Origin of the sequence: Actinophytocola sp., assembly GCF_049647105.1 — a bacterium.
In the GTDB taxonomy this organism is placed as follows: Bacteria; Actinomycetota; Actinomycetes; order Mycobacteriales; family Pseudonocardiaceae; genus Actinophytocola.
Genome location: NZ_JBARWZ010000227.1, coordinates 14,515 through 34,023 on the forward strand (window position 1 = coordinate 14,515; position 19,509 = coordinate 34,023).

The 19,509-nt window shown below is 71.8% G+C and carries 11 protein-coding genes; 9 read left to right on the plus strand and 2 right to left on the minus strand.

From position 1 onward, the window contains the following. Positions 1–3: 3 nt before the first annotated feature. The 9 genes from WBA97_RS26965 (at position 4) to WBA97_RS27005 (ending at position 17,862) form a co-directional block, all read left to right on the plus strand. A complete protein-coding gene (locus WBA97_RS26965) occupies positions 4–5,424 on the plus strand; it encodes an SDR family NAD(P)-dependent oxidoreductase (RefSeq protein ID WP_424233726.1) in 5,421 nt (1,806 codons plus the stop codon). 26 nt (positions 5,425–5,450) lie between these two features. Further along, entirely contained in the window at positions 5,451–6,404 is a 954-nt protein-coding gene (locus WBA97_RS26970) for a TauD/TfdA family dioxygenase (protein WP_424233727.1), read from the plus strand. Next, positions 6,404–6,592, plus strand: a complete 189-nt coding sequence (locus WBA97_RS26975) for an MbtH family protein (protein WP_424233728.1) — start codon at positions 6,404–6,406, stop codon at positions 6,590–6,592. The genes WBA97_RS26970 and WBA97_RS26975 overlap by 1 nt, the downstream gene beginning before the upstream one ends. Continuing rightward, on the plus strand, positions 6,589–9,636 hold the full coding sequence (locus tag WBA97_RS26980) for a non-ribosomal peptide synthetase (protein WP_424233729.1): 3,048 nt from the start codon (positions 6,589–6,591) through the stop codon (positions 9,634–9,636). The genes WBA97_RS26975 and WBA97_RS26980 overlap by 4 nt, the downstream gene beginning before the upstream one ends. A 4-nt stretch (positions 9,637–9,640) precedes the next feature. Then, positions 9,641–15,136, plus strand: coding sequence for an amino acid adenylation domain-containing protein (locus WBA97_RS26985; RefSeq protein ID WP_424233730.1), 5,496 nt, complete (start codon positions 9,641–9,643; stop codon positions 15,134–15,136). 101 nt (positions 15,137–15,237) lie between these two features. Then, positions 15,238–16,158: a TIGR04222 domain-containing membrane protein gene (locus WBA97_RS26990; RefSeq protein WP_424233731.1), complete on the plus strand. Its 921-nt coding sequence runs from the start codon at positions 15,238–15,240 to the stop codon at positions 16,156–16,158. Continuing rightward, a complete protein-coding gene (locus tag WBA97_RS26995) occupies positions 16,155–16,970 on the plus strand; it encodes a DUF692 domain-containing protein (RefSeq protein ID WP_424233736.1) in 816 nt (271 codons plus the stop codon). The genes WBA97_RS26990 and WBA97_RS26995 overlap by 4 nt, the downstream gene beginning before the upstream one ends. Beyond that, positions 16,967–17,305, plus strand: coding sequence for a hypothetical protein (locus tag WBA97_RS27000; RefSeq protein WP_424233732.1), 339 nt, complete (start codon positions 16,967–16,969; stop codon positions 17,303–17,305). The genes WBA97_RS26995 and WBA97_RS27000 overlap by 4 nt, the downstream gene beginning before the upstream one ends. Positions 17,306–17,418: 113 nt before the next feature. Next, a complete protein-coding gene (locus tag WBA97_RS27005) occupies positions 17,419–17,862 on the plus strand; it encodes a DoxX family protein (protein WP_424233733.1) in 444 nt (147 codons plus the stop codon). Between the two features lie 61 nt (positions 17,863–17,923). Here the strand turns inward: WBA97_RS27005 and WBA97_RS27010 are convergent, their stop codons facing one another. Then, positions 17,924–18,718 (minus strand): TIGR03084 family metal-binding protein, encoded by a 795-nt coding sequence (locus WBA97_RS27010; protein ID WP_424233734.1) that lies wholly within the window; start codon positions 18,716–18,718, stop codon positions 17,924–17,926. An 88-nt stretch (positions 18,719–18,806) separates the two neighbouring features. After that, entirely contained in the window at positions 18,807–19,415 is a 609-nt protein-coding gene (locus tag WBA97_RS27015; RefSeq protein WP_424233735.1) for a class I SAM-dependent methyltransferase, read from the minus strand. Positions 19,416–19,509: the final 94 nt, after the last annotated feature.

Here is a 19,509-nt window from a genome sequence, read left to right on the forward strand (position 1 = left end):
GAGATGGACCAGCCGAACGAGATCGGCACGCCGGACGAACTGGACGGTGTCGAGCCGATCGCGATCGTCGGCATCGCCGCGCGCGTGCCCGGTGCGAACGACGTGCACCAGTTCTGGCGCAACCTGGTCGACGGCGTCGAGTCCGTCACCACGTTCACCCGCGAGGAGCAGCTGGCCCGCGGCGCACAGGAGAGCGAGGTCGACGACCCGGGCTGGGTCGCCGCGGCACCGATCGTCGACGGCTTCGACCAGTTCGACGCCGGTCTGTTCGCCATGTCCGACCGCGAGGCCGCCCTCACCAGCCCGCAGCACCGGCTGTTCCTGGAGAGCTGCTACACGGTGCTGCAGGACGCGGGCTACGACTCGGCCCGCTACCCGGGCGCCATCGGCGTGTACGCGGGCAGCGGCGGCAACGCCTACTTCTGGGAGAACATCAGGCGCAGCGCCGCCGCGAGCGGCTCACCGCACAACGCGGTCTCGCTGGCCACCGGCAACCAGCCGAACTACGTGGCCACCAGCCCCTCCTACCGGCTGGATCTGCGCGGGCCGAGCATGACCGTCGCGACCGCGTGCTCCACGTCGCTGGTCGCACTGCACCTGGCGTGCGAGGCGCTGCGCAACGGCGAGTGCGACATGGCGATCGCGGGCGGGGTGAACCTCGAGCACCCGCACGGGATCGGCTATCTCGGCATGGAGGGCTTCACCTCGCCGGACGCGCGCGTGCGGCCCTTCGACGCGGGCGCCAACGGCACCGTGTGGGGCAGCGGTGTCGGCACCGTGCTGGTGAAGCGGCTGTCCGACGCGATCGCCGACGGCGACACGATCCGCGCGGTCGTGCTCGGCAACGCGATCAACAACGACGGCGGCAACAAGGTCGGGTTCACCGCGCCGAGCGTGGACGGTCAGGCCGAGGCGGTCGCGCAGGCCGTCGGGATGGCCGGGATCGACCCCCGCGAGATCACCTACGTCGAGGCGCACGGCACCGGCACCGCCATGGGCGACCCGATCGAGGTCTCGGCGCTGTCCATGGTCTACGGCGAGGGCACCGACGAGCGCGAGTGGTGCGGCATCGGCTCGGTGAAGGCCAACATCGGCCACCTGTCCCAGTCAGCGGGCATCATCAGCGTGATCAAGGCGGTGCTCGCGATCGAGCACGGGATCATCCCGCCGTCGATCAACTACGAGCGGCCGAACCCGGCGATCGAGTTCGCCGACACCCCGTTCTACGTCACGTCCACCCTCACCAAGTGGGACCCGGACGGGCTGCCGCGCACGGCCGGTGTCAGCTCGTTCGGCATCGGCGGCACCAACGCGCACGTGGTGCTGCGTGAGGCACCCGCGACCACGCGGGCCCGGCGCGAGGCGTCCGGCCCGCAGCTGCTCGCGCTGTCCGCGCGTAGCGAGGCGGCACTGCGCACCGCGCTCACCCGGCTCGCCGACCACCTCGACGCCACCACGGCCGCCGGTCCCGAGTACCTGGCCGACGTCGCTCACACCCTGCGGATCGGCCGCCAGGAGTACGCGCACCGGGCCGCCGTCGTGGCCGCCGACCTCCCGGACGCCGTCACCGCGCTGCGCACCACCCGGCGCCACCTCTCCGGCGTTGCCGGGCCACAGACCCCGCGCGTGGCGTTCCTGTTCTCCGGTCAGGGTTCCCAGTACGCCGGGATGGGCGCGGAGCTGTACGACACGCGGCCGGTGTTCGCCGCCGCGGTCGACGAGTGCGCCGAACTGCTCGCCCCCGCGCTGGGCTGTGACGTCCGCGACCTGATCCTGCGCCGGGACCCCGACGCGGAGGAGAAGCTGCGGGAGACGAGGTTCACCCAGCCCGCGTTGTTCGTCGTCGAGTACGCGCTCGCACTCCTGTGGCACAGCATGGGGGTGCGGCCGTCGGCCATGGTCGGCCACTCGATCGGCGAGTACGTCGCGGCGACCGTGGCCGGGGTGTTCACCCTGCCCGACGCGCTGCGCGTGGTCGCCGCCCGCGGCAGGCTCATGCAGTCGGTGCCGCCCGGCGCGATGCTCGCGGTCCAGCTCGACGAGTCCGCTGTGGACCTGCCTGCCGGACTGGAGGTGGCGACGGTCAACGGGCCGGGCACGTGCGTGGTCGCCGGTCGCGTCGAGGCGGTCGCCGCCTACGCCGAGCAGCTCAAGGCGGCCGGGGTGAAGGCCAAGGAACTGCGCACGTCCCACGCGTTCCACTCGGCCATGATGGAGCCGGTCCTCGCCGAGTTCACCGAGCTGATGCGGACCGTGCCGCTGTCCGCGCCGACGACCCGCTTTCTTTCCAACGTGTCCGGCGACTGGATCACGGGCGCGCAGGCCACCGACCCGGAGTACTGGGCGGCGCACCTGCGCAGCCCGGTGCGCTTCGGCGCGAACATCGCCGCGCTGCTGACCGGTGGTGAGCGGTGGGCGCTCGTCGAGTGCGGCCCCGGCCGCCAGCTCGCCGGGCTCGCCCGCATGCAGGTGGCGAAGGCGAGCCAGGAGCAGCGCGCGCTGGTACCGCTGGCCAGCCTTCCCGCGTCCGGCGAGCGGGCTGGTGACCTGGCGACACTGTCCGCCACCTCGGGCGCCCTGTGGGTGACCGGCGTGCCGGTCCGCGGCGAGTCCGATGTGGACGCTCGCAGGGTTCCGCTGCCCGGCTACCCGTTCGAACTCAAGAGGCACTGGATCACGCCCGACCCGGTCTCCGCCACGACGGCCAAACCCGCGCGACGCGGGCCGCAGCCCCTCGCGGACTGGTTCGCGGTGCCGACCTGGCGGCAGGCGGCGATCGAGACCCGGACCGTCCCGTTCGGACAGACCGTCGTGTTCGCCGACGGCCCGCGCGGCACCGCGCTGGCCGACGCCATCGCGGCGGCGGGCGCCGACGTCGTACGGGTCGGGCCTGACACGGAGGCGTTCACCGCTTGGCCCGGCGAGCGGACCGACTACGAGGCGCTGATCGCCGTGCTCGGCACACCGGCGCGGATCGTGCACGCCATCGCGCTCGACGGCGACCCGGCGGGTACCGACATCGACGCCGCGTGGGCCGCGCAGGACCGAGGGTTCTTCAGCGTGCTGCATCTGGTGCAGGCACTCGCTGGCGCGGGCGTCATCGACGGCGTGCACCTCGACCTGGTCTCCTCGGGCACCGCCGACGTCACCGGCACCGACCTCACCCGGCCGGAACACGCCACCCTCGCGGGCCTCGCCCGCGTCCTGCCGACCGAGCTGCCCGGTCTCACCGTGCGCCACCTCGACGCCGACGCGGCCACCTCGGACGTGCGTGCCGTGGTCGCGGAGCTGTCCCGGCCGGTGGAGCCCGAGCGGGCGGAGGTCGTGCTGCGGGCCGGGCGGGTCTGGGTCGGCGGCTACGAACAGGTGTCGCTCCCGGCCGGGGAGCATTCGCTCCGCGACGGCGGCCGCTACCTGGTCACCGGCGGACTCGGCGGTGTCGGCATCACGCTCGCCGAGGACTTCGCCATGCGCGCCAAGGCGAAACTGGTGCTGACCGCCCGGTCGGGCCTGCCGCCGCGCGAGGAATGGGACACCTACCTCGCCGTGCACGGCAGCGCGCCGACCGACCGGATCGGCCGAGGCATCGCCGCGATCCGGCGGATGGAAGCCGAGGGCGCGCAGGTGCTCGTGCTCGCCGCGGACGTGACCGACCCAGCCGACGTGCGACGGATCCGCGCGGCCGCGCACGACGAGTTCGGCGGGCTGGACGGCATTGTGCACGCGGCGGGCCTGCCCGGCGGCGGCATGGCGGAGGTCAAGGAGCGCGCCGAGGCGGAGAGGGTCCTCGCACCCAAGCTGGCGGGCACGCTCGCGCTGGCAGGCGTGTTCGGCGACGACGACCTGGACTTCGTCGTCCTGTGCTCGTCGATCACCTCGGTCGTCGGCGGGTTCGGCCAGGTCGACTACTGCGCGGCGAACAACTTCCTCGACGCGTTCGCCCGCGCGGGTACCGGTTTCCTCGCGCCGGTGCTGAGCCAGAACTGGGGCGGCTGGGCCGAGGTCGGCATGGCCGTCGAGACCGAGGCGCCAGCCGCGTTCCGCGCGCTCGCGCACGACGGCGCGGCCCGCTCGCTGGACCACCCGGTGCTCACGACCGTGGCCGAGGGCGCCGCGCACACGGTCGCGCGCGGCCTCGTGTCGGCGGGCACCCACTGGGTCCTCGACGAGCACCGGATCGGCGGTGTGCCGGTCGTGCCGGGCACCGGGCACCTGGAGTGCGCGCGGGCGGCCGCCTCGGCCATCCTGCCGATGCCGGCGGGTGCCGCGCTGGAACTGCGGGACATCGCGTTCCTGGAGCCCTTCGCGGTGCCGGACGGCACGCTGGCGCAGTACCAGGTCGTCACGTCCACTGTGGACGACGGTCTGGACCTGGAGATCCAGAGCGTCGCGGCGGGGACCGTCCGCGGCCATGTGCGTGGCTCGGCGGGCTGGACCGCCGACGCGCCCGGTGCGGACCTCGACGTCAACGGGATCATCGCGCGCTGCCGCCGCGTCGACGACGACTCGTCGTTCGGCCGGGGCAGGACCAGCATGCTGACGTTCGGCCCGAGGTGGCACGCGCTGCGCGAGCACCACCTCGGCGAGGGTGAGGAACTGGCGCACATCGAGGCACCGGCCGACGAGCCCGGCTGGGTGCTGCAGCCCGCGCTGCTGGACGTGGCCACCGCGTTCGGCCGCGGCCGGGGCGATGGCACCTACCTGCCGCTGTCCTACGGGCGGATCGTCGTGCGGGCAGCGCTGCCCAGGGAGTTCTACTCCTACCTCACCTACCGCGACAGCGACACCGACGACGTGGTGACCGCCGACGTGCGGCTGGTCGACGCCGGCGGCAGGGAACTGGTCACCATCACCGAGTTCGTGCTCCGCAAGGTCGACCAGGACGCGGTCACCAGTGGGCTGACCGCGCAACCGGCCGCCGACACACCGATGGCGACGACCGGCGACATCACCCCGGCGGACGGTGCGGCGGCGTTCCACCGCAGCCTCGCCACCGACCTCGGGCGTCAGGTGGTGATCACCACCCACCCGGTCGCGGACATCATGGCCCGCGCGCGGGAGGTCACCACCGACACGATCGCGACCGACCTGGGATCGGCCACCGACACCCCGGCCGTCACCGGCGAAGGGTCGGCCCCGCCGCGCACCGAACTGGAGAAGGCCGTCGCCCAGGTGTGGCGGGAGGCACTCGGTGTCGAGACGATCGGCGTCGACGACGACTTCTTCGGGCTCGGCGGCAACTCGCTGGTCGCCGTGCAGCTGATCGCCGCGCTGCGCAAGGCGGTCGGCGTACGGCTGCCGATGCGCATCCTGTTCGAGACGCCGACGGTCGCCGGGCTCGCCACGCGTATCGAGGAGATCCGCGCCGAGGAGTCCACACCGGACACCGCGCCCGTGACCATTCCCCGGCTGCCCCGGGCCTGACACATCTTCCTGAGGAGAGCAACGACATGAGTACCCCGACCGCCACCACGCTGGCGCACGTCGTGGAGAGCGACGGGAGCACCGGTGTCCTGGAGCTGATCGACCGGCGCCGGGACGAGCTGCGGGCAGCCCTCGTCGAACACGGTGGGCTGCTGCTGCGCGGGTTCGACATCGGTGGCATCGACGGCTTCGGCGAGGTCGTCCGCGCCCTCGCCGGTGAGCCGCTCACCTACACCGAGCGGTCCTCACCCCGGCACTCGATCAAGGGCAAGGTCTACACCTCGACGGACTACCCGCCGGAGGAGGAGATCTTCCTCCACAACGAGAACTCCTACCAGGCCGGCTGGCCGCTGACGCTGTTCTTCTACTGCGTCACCCCGCCCGCGACCCTGGGTGCGACCCCGCTCGCCGACATCCGCAAGGTCTGCCGCGAGCTGGACCCCGAGGTGCGCGGCGAGTTCGAGCGCCGGGGGTGGCGCCTCGTGCGCAACTTCCACCCCGACTTCGGCACCACGTGGCAGCACGTGTTCAACACCGAGAGCCGCGACGAGGTCACCGAGTACTGCGCCGCCAACGGCATCGAGATCGAGTGGCGTGGCAAGGACGGTCTGCGCACCACCGCCGTGCGCAGGGCCGTGCACCTGCGGCCGGGCAGCGACGTGCCCCGCTGGTTCAACCACGCCACGTTCTTCCACGTGAGCACGCTGCCCAGGGACCTGCAGGAGGGTCTGGTCGCCATGTTCGGCGAGGACGACCTGCCCACCAACACCTACTACGGCGACGGCGAACCCATCCCCGCCGACGTCATGGACCACCTGCGCGCCACCTACCGTGCCGCGAGCACCCGTTTCGACTACCACCGCGACGACGTGCTGGTGGTCGACAACATGACCGCCGCGCACGCTCGTGAACCGTTCACCGGCGCCCGCAAGATCGCCGTCGCCATGGCAGAGGCGTACCAGCCGTCCCAGGAGGACTGATGTCGGAACAGCGTTTCCTCGTGGTACGCAACGACGAGGAGCAGTACTCGATCTGGCCGCACGACCGCGGGTTGCCATCGGGCTGGCACGACACGGGTTTCGCGGGCACGAGGGACGAGTGTCTGTCCCACGTGGACACCGTGTGGACCGACATGCGGCCCAAGTCGCTGCGCGAGGTGATGACATGACGCAGGAATGGACGTTCCCGGCGTCCTACGCGCAGGAGCGGGTGTGGCTGGCCAACCAGCTCGACCCGGACTCGCCGGTCTACAACGTGTCCCTGCCGGAGGGCCTGCCCGCCGGGGTGACCGTCGAACGGGCCACCGAAGCACTGCGGCAGATCGTGGCCCGGCACGAGGCGCTGCGCACCTACCTGCGCGCGGACGGTGACGAACTGGTCCAGGTCGTGCGGGCCGTCGAGTCGTTCACGCTCGAGGTCGTGGACCTGTCCGGGGTGGACCCCGCCGAGGTGAAGGCACGGACCTTCGCGGTCGCGGAGGAACAGGCACGCACCCCGATTCCGCTCGACCGGCCGCCGCTGTGGCGCGCGAGGCTGGCCCGCCTGCCGGGTGACCGGCTCGCGCTGCTGTTCGTCGCCCACCACGCCGTGTTCGACAGCCACTCGATCCTGGTGCTGCGCGACGAGGTGGCCGAACTCTGCCGGGCGGGGGTCGAGGGCCGCCCGCCCCGGCTGCCCGACCTCGCCATCCAGTACGCCGACTACTCCGCCTGGCAGCGCGACCAACTCGGCGACCCGGCGCGGCAGCTCGCGTTCTGGCGTGAGCGGCTCGTCGGCGCGCCCCCGGTGATCGGCCTGCCCACCGACCGGCCCCGCCCGTCGCGGCCGACGTTCGCCGGTGACGAGGTGTGGTTCGACATGCCAGCCGGGTTGCTCGATCGCGTCGGCGACGTGAGCAGGACGGCGTCGGCCACCCCGCAGATGGTGCTGCTGAGCGCGTACGCGGCCCTGCTGTCCCGGCTGTCCGGTTCGGACGACGTGGTGCTCGGCCTGTCCACCAGCGGCCGTGACCTGCCCGAGCTCGCACCACTGGTCGGGATGTTCGTCAACCCGGTCGCGTTGCGTGTCGACGTGTCCGGCGACCCCACGTTCACCGAATTGCTCGGCCGGGTGCGGGGCGCACTGCTGGACGTCATGGAGCACTGGCACACGCCGTTCCAGAAGATCGTCGAGGCGGTCGCGCCACAGCGGGACCCGGCCGTGCAGCCGGTGTTCCAGGTGGCGTTCAACTACATCCCGGACTCCGGGTTCGACGGGATCACGCTCGGCACCACCAAGGACGACCTCGCGTTCGACGTGACGAACGGCCGCAGCAGGCTCCTGTACCGCACGGCACTGTTCGACCGGACCACCTCGGAGTCCGTGGTGGCCCGCTACCTGCGGCTGCTCGACACCGCGGTCACCGGGCCGGACACCAGGGTCGGTGACCTGCCGCTGCTCACCCAGGCGGAGCACGAGCTGGTGACCGGCGCCTGGGCCGTCGGACCGGCCATGGACGTGCCCGAGGCCACGGTGCCGGAACTGGTCGAGCGGCAGGCCGCCGCGAACCCGGCGCGGACCGCGCTGATCGCCGGTGACCGCGCCATGACCTACGCCGAGCTGAACGCGGCCGCGAACCGGCTCGCGCGCACGCTCGTCGAGCGGGGCGCCGGGCCGGGATCACTGGTGGCGCTGACGTTGCCGCGTTGCGCGGACCTCGTGGTCGCGATCCTCGCCGTGCTCAAGTCCGGTGCCGGCTACGTGCCCGTCGATCCCGCGTACCCGGCCGACCGGATCGCGTTCATGCTCGCCGACGCCGCGCCCGCCATGACGCTCACCAAGCCCTTGCCCAGATCGTCCACAGTGGACAGTAATCTGGCGGACGGCGACCGGCGCGCGCCCCTGTGTGGCGGGCACCCCGCCTACGTCATCTACACCTCCGGCTCCACCGGACGCCCCAAGGGTGTCGTGGTCGAGCACCGGTCCCTCAACGCCTACCTGACCTACGCGCGGGCGGCGTACCCGAGCCTGTCCGGGACCGTGCTCATGCACTCACCGGTGTCGTTCGACCTCACGGTGACCGCGCTGCTCGGCCCGCTCACCGCGGGCGGCACGATCCGCCTCGCCGCCATCGACGACCCGGCAGCCCGCGACGGCGGCGCACCCGCGTTCGTCAAGGCGACCCCCGGCCAGCTGCCGCTGCTGGACGCCGCGTTGTCGCCGACCGGGGACCTCGTGCTCGGCGGCGAGGCGCTGACCGCCGAACAGCTGGCCGGGTGGCGTGCCGCCAACCCGGGCGCGACCGTGGTCAACGAGTACGGCCCCACCGAGGCCACCGTCGGCTGCGTCGCCGTTGGCGTCGCACCGGGGGAGGAGCTGGCGCCAGGACCGGTCAGCATCGGCAGGCCCATCCCCGGCATGCGCGCGTACGTGCTGGACGCCCGGCTGAACCCGGTGCCGCCGGGTGTCGTCGGCGAGCTGTACGTGGCGGGCACCCAGGTCGCGCGGGGCTACCTCGGCAGGCCCGCGCTGACCGCGCAGCGGTTCCTGCCCGACCCGTTCGCCGATGGCGGGCGGATGTACCGCACCGGTGACCTCGCCCGCTGGCGCGGGGACGGCACGCTCGACTACCTCGGCCGCGACGACCACCAGGTGAAGATCCGCGGCATGCGTGTCGAGCTGGACGAGATCGCCTCGGCCATGCTGGCCAACCCCGACGTCCGCGAGGCCGTCGCCGTGCTGCGCGATGAGCTGCTCGTCGGCTACCTGGTCGGCGGCCCCGACCTCGACGTGCTGGCCGGTGAGCTGGCACGCACGCTGCCCGAGCACATGGTGCCGTCCGCGTTCGTGACTCTGGACGCACTTCCGTTGACCCCCAACGGAAAGCTCGACCGCGACGCCCTGCCGGCGCCCGTGACGCCGGAGGGGCAGGCCTACCTCGCGCCCCGCACCGACGCCGAGGTGCTGGTCGCCGAGGTGTTCGCGGAGATCCTCGGCATCGAGAAGGTCGGTGCGCTCGACGACTTCCTCGACCTCGGTGGCAACTCGCTGCGCGGCATGCGGGCGATGGCGCAGATCCGCAACCGGATCGACGTCGACGTGCCGATGCGGGCGCTGTTCAGCTTCCCGGTGGTCGCCGACCTGGCCGCCGAGATCGAACGCCTGCTCGACGCCGAACTGGCGCAGCTGTCCGACGACGAGGTCGCCGCCCTGCTGGCGAAGGAGACTGAGTAATCCCATGACAGCCCTGCCGGAGGCCGCCGACCGCAGCGCGGCCAGAGCAGCCCTGCTCGCCAAGCGGCTCCGCAAGCCGGACGCGGCGGCCCAGCATCGCGTCCGGCCCCGGCCGGACGGCAGCGAGGTACCGCTGTCCTACGCACAGGAGCGCGTCTGGTTCATGGACCAGATCGCACCCGGCGAGGCGGCGTACCACATCGCGGTGCCGTTGCGGATCCGTGGCCCGCTGGACGTGACCGCGCTGCGGGCGGCCCTCGCCGGGCTGGTGGCGCGGCACGAGTCGCTGCGCACCCGGTTCCCCGCCGACACCGACGGCAGGCCGACGGTGGTGGTCGAGGACCACGTCGAGGTGCCGCTGCGGATCGAGGCCGCGGTGGACGAGGCAGCGGCGCAGCGGCTGGTAGACGCGGCCGCGGTCGAGCCGTTCGATCTCGCCACCGGGCCGCTGCTGCGTGCGCTGCTCGTCGAGCTGGCGGCCGACGACCACGTCCTGTTGCTGTCCAAGCACCACATCGTCGGCGACGGCTGGTCGGTCGACGTGATGCTCCGCGACGTGATCACGCTGTACCGCGGTGGCTCGCTGCCGACGATGCCGATCCAGTACGGCGACTTCGCCGTCTGGGAGGCGGCGCGGCTCGCCGGTCCAGAGGCCGAACGGCACGTCGCGTACTGGAAGGAATGCCTGGCCGGGATCGAGCCGCTCGAACTGCCCGCCGACCGGCCCCGGCCCGCGACCCAGACCTACCACGGCGACTACGTCGAGCTGACCGTCGACCGGGACACCACCGACGCGCTCGGTGACCTGTCCCGGCGCGGCGGCGGCACGCTGTTCATGACGCTCCTCGCGGCCTACCAGGTGTTCCTTGCCCGGCACGCCAGGCAGGACGACTTCGCGGTCGGCGCGTCGGTGGCCGGGCGGTCCGCGCCAGAGCTGGAGGACGTGGTCGGCATGTTCATCAACATGCTGCCGCTGCGTGCCGACCTGTCCGCCGACCCGGCGTTCACCGAACTGCTGGCGGCCACCCAGCGCGGCGTCCTGGACGGGTTCGAGCACGCCGACGTGCCGTTCGCCAAGGTCGTGCAGGAGCTTGGGTTGCCGCGCGACGTGTCCCGCTCGCCGGTGTTCCAGGCGATGTTCGTGCTGCAGAACTACGAGATGGGCCGGTTCTCCTCCGCCGCGTCGGACTCCGGGACCTCGTTCCGGTGGACGCCGATGGAGCTGCGCGCCACCCGGTTCGACTTCGAGCTGCACGTCGTCGAGGTGCCGGACGGCCTGTGGGGCAAGCTCGTCTACAACACGGACCTGTTCGACCGGTCCACGGTGGAACGCATGGCGGGCCGGTTCGGCGCGCTGGTCGCCGCGATCGCGGCCGCGCCGGACACCCGCGTGTCCGAACTGGACGTCATGGCCCCCGGCGAGACCGCGCTGGTCGTCGACGCCTGGAACGACACCGCGGCCGACTTCCCGGCCGCGGCCACGCTCCACGGGATCGTCGAGCAACAGGTGGTCAGCACGCCGGAGGCCGTCGCGGTCACCTTCGAGGGTGAGAGCCTCAACTACGCGCAGCTCAACGCGATGGCCAACCGGATCGCGCACCGGCTGCGCGCCACCGGCGTCGGCGAACAGACCCTCGTCGGCGTGTGCGCCGAACGGTCCCTCGAACTGGTCGCCGGGCTGCTCGGCGTGCTCAAGGCTGGTGCGGCGTACGTGCCGCTCGACCCCGAGTACCCGGCCGACCGGCTCGCGTTCATGGTGTCCGACGCGGCGGCCCCCGTGGTGCTGACGCAGAGCCACCTGCAGGACGTGCTGCCGCCCACCGACGCGACCGTGCTCATCCTCGACCACGAGGACGAGTGGTCGGGCAGGCCGATCCACAACCCGCCGCCCACCACCTCGGACCACCTCGCGTACGTGATCTACACGTCCGGCTCCACCGGCAGGCCGAAGGGCGTGCCCAACACCCACCGCGGCATCGTGAACCGCCTCGACTGGATGCAGAAGCGCTACGGCCTCACCGCGTCCGACGCCGTGCTGCAGAAGACGCCCGCGAGCTTCGACGTGTCGGTGTGGGAGTTCTTCTGGCCGCTCCAGACCGGCGCGCGGCTCGTGCTCGCGAAGCCCGGCGGCCACAAGGACGCCGGGTACCTTCGCGACCTCCTGGTCGCGCAGGACATCACCACCACGCACTTCGTGCCGTCGATGCTCACCGTCTTCCTCGGGGAGGACGGCATCGAAGCGGCCACGGCGCTGCGCAGGGTGATCTGCTCCGGCGAGGAGCTGCCGCACGCCGCCGCCGCCGAGTTCACCACCAGGTTCCCGCACTGCGAGCTGCACAACCTCTACGGGCCGACGGAGGCGGCGATCGACGTCAGCGCATGGCACTGCACGCCGGACGCGCTCGCCGGGGTGACCGCCGTGCCGATCGGCGTGCCGATCGCGAACCTGCGGCTGTACGTGCTCGACGAGCGCGGCAACCCGGCACCGGTCGGCGTGGCGGGGGAGCTGCACATCGGCGGCACCGGGCTCGCCATCGGCTACCACCGCCGTCCCGCGCTCACCGCCGAGCGGTTCGTGCCCGACCCGTTCTCGACCGAACCCGGCGCCCGCCTGTACCGCACCGGCGACCTCGCACGGTGGCGGCAGGATGGGAAGGTCGACTTCCTCGGCCGCATCGACCACCAGGTCAAGCTGCGCGGCCTGCGGATCGAGCTGGGTGAGATCGAGTCCGCGCTGCGTGACCAGGATGGCGTGACCGAGGCGGCGGTGATCGTCCGCGAGGACAATCCGGGCGACAAGCGCCTCGTCGCCTACGTCGTGGGTGCCGCCGACAACCTCAAGGCGGCCCTGAAGGAGACGCTGCCGGAGTACATGGTGCCCTCGGCGTTCGTCGAGCTTGACACGCTTCCGTTGACCCCCAACGGAAAGCTCGACCGCAAGGCCCTGCCGGCGCCCGTGGTCACCCGCGACGCGAGTGCCGAGCTGGTCGAGCCGCGCAACGACACAGAACGACTGCTCGCGGTGATCTGGAAGGAGGTCCTCGGCGTCGGCACGCTCGGCATCGACGACGACTTCTTCGACCTCGGCGGCCACTCCATGCTCGCCACCCAGGTCGTCGCCCGCATCCGCAAGGAGAGCACCGGCACCCGCGCGGTCGGCGTGATGGACCTGTTCACCCACCGCACGATCCGCGACCTCGCGTCCTTCATGTCGGGCGAGGTGACCGACGACGGGCCGCGCCGCCTGCTGTACGAGCTGACCAAACCCGTGCGTGGCAAGAAGAAGCTCAGCTACGTGTGCGTGCCATACGGCGGCGGCAGCGCGATCGTCTACCAGCCGCTCGCCGACGCGCTCCCCGACGGCTACGGGCTCTGGTCGGTCGCGATCCCCGGCCACGACGTCGGTCTGGAGGAGGACGCGCTCCCGTTCGACGAGCTGACCACCCGCCTCGCCGAGGAGGTGCTCGAACGGGTCGACGGCCCCCTCGCGCTCTACGGGCACTGCGGCGTCGGCTCGGCCATCACCGCCGAGGTGGCCCGCAAGATCGAGGCCGCCGGGCGGGAGCTCGAGGTCGTCTACATCGGCGCCATGTTCCCGTTCGCCCGGCCCAAGGGCGCGTTCGCCGCGCTGCGCAACCGGCTGGAAAAGCTCAAGAGCAACCGCCACTACGGCGCGTGGCTCAAGTCCATGGGCGTCGACACCGACGAGCTGGACCCCGAGCAGGCCGACCGCATCATCTCCAACATGCGTGCCGACTCACGGGCGTCGGAGGACTACTTCACCGGGCTGCTCGACCGGCGCGCCGCGAAGATCGAGGCGCCGATCGTCTCGATCGTCGGCTCCGAGGACCCGGTCACCGACTACTACACCGAGCGGTACGCCGAGTGGCAGTTCCTGTCCGACACGCTCGGCCTCGTCGTGCTCGACCAGGCGGGTCACTTCTTCCTCAAGTACCGGGCGAGCGAGCTGGCCGAGATCATCACCTCGGTGCACCCGGCGATCGCGCGGGAGGACACCGCACCGCTGGAGCGGGCGGCACGCGGCGAGGACGCGCCGTGGGACCTGCGTGCCTGGCAGAGACTCGGCACCGGCCTCGGTACCGGCTCGGCCGAACCGGTCGTGAAACCGACCATGTCCCGGTTCGTCGCCGTCACCGCGGGTCAGCTCGTGTCCACGACTGGCTCCCTGCTGACCGCGTTCGCGCTGCCGATCTGGCTCTACACGCGCACCGGCTCCGTCACCGACCTCGGGCTCCTGTGGGCGCTCGCGCTGCTCTTCGGCGTGCTCACCCTGCCGGTGGCCGGTGCGATCACCGACCGGGTCGACCGGCGCAAGGTCATGATGCTGGCGAGCTGCGTTTCGGGCACCGTCCAACTGGGACTCGCCGCGCTGCTGTTCACCGAATCCCTGTCCCTGTGGCATATCTACCTACTGGTCTCGCTGTCCCAGGTGGCCGGTTCGTTCCAGCGGATCGCGTTCCAGTCCGCGGTGCCACAGCTGGTGCCAAAGCGGTTCCTCGGGCATGCCATGGGCATCGTGCAGCTGTCCACCGGCACCGCCCAGCTCCTGATGCCGGTCCTCGCGGCGGGCCTGTACGCGGTGATCGGGCTCGAGGGCATCCTGCTGGTCGACGTGGCGAGCTACGTGTTCGCGATCGTCGCGCTCACGCTCGTGCGCTTCCCCGACCTGCTGGGCTGGCGGCCACGCGAGCCGCTGATGGTCGCCATCCTCAACGGGCTGCGGTACTCGTGGAACCACCGCGGCTTCCGCACCATGCTGGTGTACTTCGCGCTGGGCAACGTCTTCCTCGCACCCGCGCTGGTGCTGGTCACCCCGCTGGTCCTGTCGTTCGCGACCACCACCGAGGTCGCACAGGTCGCGTTCGCCGAGGCGGCGGGCGCGATCACCGGCGGCATCCTCATGTCGGTGTGGGGCGGGCCGAAGAAACGACGCATGCTCGGCGTGCTCGTCGGCAACCTCGGCACCGCGCTCGGCTGCCTGGTGATCGGCCTCGACGCGTCGCTCGTCGTCGTGTTCTGCGGCATGGTCGTGATGGCGGGTTCCATGGCCATGGCCCAGGGCATCTACGCGACGCTCGTGCAGGTGAAGGTGCCGCAGCGCTACCACGGCCGCGTGTTCGCGCTGAACCAGACCATCACCTGGTCCACCCTGCCGATCGGGTTCGCCGTCCTCGCGCCGGGCGCCACCGCGCTGTTCGAACCGCTGATGGCCGACGACGGCGCGCTGGCCGGCACGGTAGGCGCGCTGATCGGCACCGGCGATGGCCGCGGCATCGGCCTCGGCTACGTCGTGTTCGGTCTGGCGCTGCTCCTGATCACCGCGGGCGGCTTCGCGATCCGGCTGCTCCGCCGCTTCGACACCGAGATCGAGGACTCCCTGCCGGATGATCTGATCGGCGCCCAGGAACGCGAGAACCGCCTGGCGGCAAGGACAGCCGCCAGGAACGAGGAGGAACCGAAGGTCGCGGCGGCCGTATGAACACACTCGGATAACAGGATCGTCACGTCCGACCGGGTCATGGCCGCCGCCGATCCGAGTCGGGGATGATCCGAGGACATCGGTGGGGGAGGGGTACTCGCATGCACCCATGGGGTTTGTCAGGACCGGAGTTCCTGTGGCTGTACGGCGCGGGCCTGGTGGTCGGCGTCGTCGTGGCGATCTGGACGCGCATGAGGGTGCGCAGGCCGCGGCTGGCGGAGCCGCCGGGGCGGCTGGACGTGACCGAGCTGGGTTTTCTCGGCGGGGGACCGGTCGGCGCGGTACAGGTCGCGATCGCCCGGCTGGCCGGGGCCGGGCTGGTCCGGGTCAACCGCAGTGGTCAGGTGTCCGACAACTCCGGTGGCGGGTCGACCGGGCACCCGCTGGACGACGCGGTGCTGTACGAGGCGAACCGGCCGAGGATGGTGGCCGCGATCGTCCGGCGGGACGCGGTCGGCAAGGAGGTCACCGCGATCGGTGACTCGCTGGTCCGCCGCGGCCTGCTGGTCGCGCCATCGGCCGCGATCCGGGCCAGAAGGCTCGGGCCCGTCGTGCTGTACGTGGTGTTCGCGGCCGGGATCGTGCGCTGGATCAACGGCATGGCCGAGAACCTGCCCGTCGGCTACCTCACGTTCCTGCTCGCCTTGACGCTCGTACTCGTGGCCGTGCTGAAGTTCCGGGCCGTGTCCGGCCGCAGGGCGCGCACCGTGCACGGCGACCGCGTGGTGGCCGAGGTCCGGGCGCAGGGCAGCGACGCGGAACCGCTGGCGCGGATGGCTGTCACCGGCCCGCGCGTGCTCGCCGACACGAACCTGTCCGAAGCGCTCGCGCTCGCCGCCCCGGCCGCGCTGACGCCGCTCGCGTGGAACTACGCGTCTTCTGGCTCGTACACCACCTCCACACCGAGCGGCTACACGTGCAGCGGCGGGTCATCGTCCTCGTGCAGCGGTGGGTCCTCGTCGTCGTGCAGCGGCGGCTCGTCCTGCGGCGGCGGTGGCGGTTGCGGCGGCGGCTCCGGATGACCGGCGTGCCGCGGCTGGGCATCGGGATCGGCTGGCGGCCGGAGATCGACCTGACCGTCGAACGACTACCCGGCCTCGACTTCGTGGAAGTCCTGGCGGAGAACATCCACCCCGGCCCGCTGCCGGAGTCGCTGACCGTGCTGCGGGCACGCGGGGTGCCGGTGGTCGCGCACGCGGTGTCGCTCTCGCTCGGTGGCGCGGAACCGGTCGACCACACGCGGATCGAGCATCTGGCCACGGTCGCGGCCGCGGTCGGCGCACCGCTGGTCAGTGAGCACGTCGCGTTCACCCGTGCCGGCGGGCTGGACTCCGGGCACCTGCTCCCGGTGCCACGCACGCGAGACGCGTTGAACGTGTTGGTGGACAACGTGAAGCGGGCGCAGGCGGACCTGCCGGTGCCGCTCGCGCTTGAGAACGTCGCGGCGGTCTTCGACTGGCCCGACAACGAGCTGACCGAGGGACAGTTCCTCGCCGAACTGGTCGAGCGCACCGGCTGCCTGCTGCTCGTCGACGTGGCCAACCTGCACGCCAACGCCGTCAACGTCGGCACCGCTCCCGAGGCGTTCCTCGACGAGCTGCCACTGGAACGGCTCGCCTACGTGCACGTGGCGGGCGGGGTCACCCACGACGGGATCTACCACGACACCCACGCGCACTCGGTGCCGAGGGAGGTACTTGACGTGCTCGGCGAGCTGTGCGCGCGAGTCGACCCACCCGGCGTGATGCTGGAACGCGACGACGACTACCCGCCCGACGCCGACCTGGCCGCCGAGCTCGCGACGATCCGGGCCGTCGTGGAGCGCCGCCGATGACCACGCGGGACGACCTGGCCGCGCAGCAGCTCGCACTGGTGCGCGCGCTGCTCACCGACGGCCCGGTGCCCGCCGGGTTCGACGCTCACCGCATCGGTGTCGAGGCGGCCGCGCTGCGGTCGAAGCGCCGCTCGATCGCCGCCCACCTGCGGCCCGACCTGGCCGATCGCCTCGACGAGCTGTTCGGCCCGCTGTTCGACACGTGGGCGCGGCGCCACCCGAAGCCCGTCGGCCTGTCCTTCCGCGCCGACCTGGACCGCTTCGAGACGTGGCTTCACGACGAGGGCCACCTCGAACGGCCCCGCCGCAGGTGGTGGCGGAGCCAGGCCCGCTGACCGGGTGCCGTGCCCGCTCACGAAGAACTCTGGTCCGGGTTGTCGATCCGGTCGCGGCTGGTTCGACGTGTCGGTGAAGGCACAGAGAGTCACCCGGCACGAAGGACATGGCGATGACCACCACTGCTCTGCCCACCACCACTTCTGTGACCGCCACGCCGTTCGACGGGAAGCCGCAGGCGTTGGCGCTGGGTGCGACCCGCGTCGTCGTGTCGTTCCTGTTCGTGTGCCACGGGCTGATGGGCCTGTTCGGTGCGTTCGGCGGTATCGACACGATGGGCGGCTCGGTCGAGCTGTTCAGCTGGCCGGACTGGTGGGGTTCGATGATCCACCTGGTCGCGGGCGCGTTCGTGTTCGCCGGTTTCCTCACCCGGCCCGCCGCGCTGCTGTGCTCGGGTGCGATGGCCTACGGCTACTTCACCGTGCACCAGCCACTTGCGCTGCTGCCGCTGCCCAACGGTGGCGAGGCCGCCGCGCTGTTCGCGTGGATCTTCCTGCTGATCGGCATCGCGGGCCCTGGCGCGTTCGCACTGGACAAGCTGCGCCGCCGCCGTTGACGACCGGTCCGGCGGCCGACGCTTTCGCGTCCGCCCGGTCCAGCCGGCGTCAGCCGGTTGGTCAGCCCTTCGGGAACTGTCCGGGCTTGCGGCCGGGACCGGCGGGTCCTCGGTAGGCCTGCGCGATGTCCAGCCACGCGTTGGCGTCCGGGCCGACGGCGGTCAGGTCGAGATCGTCGCGGTGGCGGCGGCGGGTGGCCAGCAGGCAGAAGTCCACCGCGGTACCCGCGATCTCCTGCTCGGCGTCCGGCGACCCGAGCGTCCGGGGGTGACCGGACGGGCCGATCAGCTCGAACCGGAACCCGCCCGCGGGCGGGACCATGCCGCGGGCGAGGTAGCCGAAGGTCCACGCGTGCACGGCGACCTCGGCAACGTGCCAGATCCGGTTGGTGTGTACCCGCCGCGTGCCCAGGGTGTCCGCGATGTCCTGCGCGTGCGCGAACAGCTCCATCATGCCCACCTTGATCATGACGGCGACCGGGATCGGCCGCACCAGCCAGGGGATCAGGTGGTCCAGCGGCAGCACCGAGAGCTGCTTGATCGCGGCGTCCCGCTCGAAGTGCCACCGGGTCGTCAGGACCTCGGGCGGGTCGTTCAGGAACTCGGCGAGCGAGTTGTGGACGTTGGCGTCGAAGTCCGCGCCGAGCGAGTTCATCAACTCGGTGAACGTCACCGGTTCCGCGGCCGACAGCCCGCTCAGCTGGAACATCCCGGCCAGGTGGGCCACCTGGTGGGCGATGGTCCAGGTGGGCGCCGGGGTCTCGAGCGCCCACTGCTCCGGCGTCAGCCCGGCGACCAGCTCGTCGATCTCCTCGGCCTCGGTGGCCAGGTCCTCGATCGGGTCCAGCTCAGCCACGTCCGCCTCCAGTCTCAACGGAGTTTCCCTCGACTCATCGTGCTCGGGTCCCGGCCGGGTGTCTTCTTCCCGCGTGCCGTGCGGCGGGTCAGCGTGCGGGACGCAGAATCGCGACGAGGAAGTCCGCATCGTCGGAGAAGGGCCGCAGGTTCCACGTGGACAGCAGAAGGTCGGGTTCGAACCCGGCGGCCGCCGCGTCGGCGAGGAACTCGTCGAACGGGTAGCCGCGATCGGCGCCGAACCCGATCACGGCCCGGCCGTCCCCGGTGAGGTGCGAGAGGAACCGGGCCAGCACGTCCCTGCGGGTGCTGGGGGCGAGGAACGTCATCACGTTCCCGGCGCAGACGAGGGCGTCGAACGGCTCGGTGACACCCCGCGCGGGCAGGTCGAGCTCGGCCAGGTCACCGACCAGCCACCGAGGCCCCGGGTGGTCCTGCTCGGCGGCCGCGACGAGAACCGGGTCGACATCGACACCGACAACCTCGTGCCCAGCGGCGGCCAGCGCACCACCTACGCGGCCAGGCCCACAGCCCGCGTCAAGGATGCGTGCGCGACGCGCCACCATCGCATCCACAAGACGCGCCTCCCCAGCAAGATCGTCGCCGGCCCGCGCCATCGCCCGAAACCGCTCCACATACCAGGCGGAATGCCCAGGATCACCCTCAATCCTCCGCATCCAAAGACTCCGCTCAACCATGCCCCCATTATCAGCCCAAACCCGCAAACCCTCAGCCCAAACCCCGCAAACCCTCAGCCCAAACCCCGCGAGTCCACGGTCCGGAACCCGCGAG

Bases quoted from the DNA above. Each gene is read 5' to 3' on its own strand.
- WBA97_RS26965 (WP_424233726.1), top strand. From the start codon at position 4: ATGGACCAGCCGAACGAGATCGGCACGCCGGACGAACTGGACGGTGTC.
- WBA97_RS26970 (WP_424233727.1), top strand. From the start codon at position 5,451: ATGAGTACCCCGACCGCCACCACGCTGGCGCACGTCGTGGAGAGCGAC.
- WBA97_RS26975 (WP_424233728.1), top strand. From the start codon at position 6,404: ATGTCGGAACAGCGTTTCCTCGTGGTACGCAACGACGAGGAGCAGTAC.
- WBA97_RS26980 (WP_424233729.1), top strand. From the start codon at position 6,589: ATGACGCAGGAATGGACGTTCCCGGCGTCCTACGCGCAGGAGCGGGTG.
- WBA97_RS26985 (WP_424233730.1), top strand. From the start codon at position 9,641: ATGACAGCCCTGCCGGAGGCCGCCGACCGCAGCGCGGCCAGAGCAGCC.
- WBA97_RS26990 (WP_424233731.1), top strand. From the start codon at position 15,238: ATGCACCCATGGGGTTTGTCAGGACCGGAGTTCCTGTGGCTGTACGGC.
- WBA97_RS26995 (WP_424233736.1), top strand. From the start codon at position 16,155: ATGACCGGCGTGCCGCGGCTGGGCATCGGGATCGGCTGGCGGCCGGAG.
- WBA97_RS27000 (WP_424233732.1), top strand. From the start codon at position 16,967: ATGACCACGCGGGACGACCTGGCCGCGCAGCAGCTCGCACTGGTGCGC.
- WBA97_RS27005 (WP_424233733.1), top strand. From the start codon at position 17,419: ATGACCACCACTGCTCTGCCCACCACCACTTCTGTGACCGCCACGCCG.
- WBA97_RS27015 (WP_424233735.1), bottom strand. From the start codon at position 19,415: ATGGTTGAGCGGAGTCTTTGGATGCGGAGGATTGAGGGTGATCCTGGG.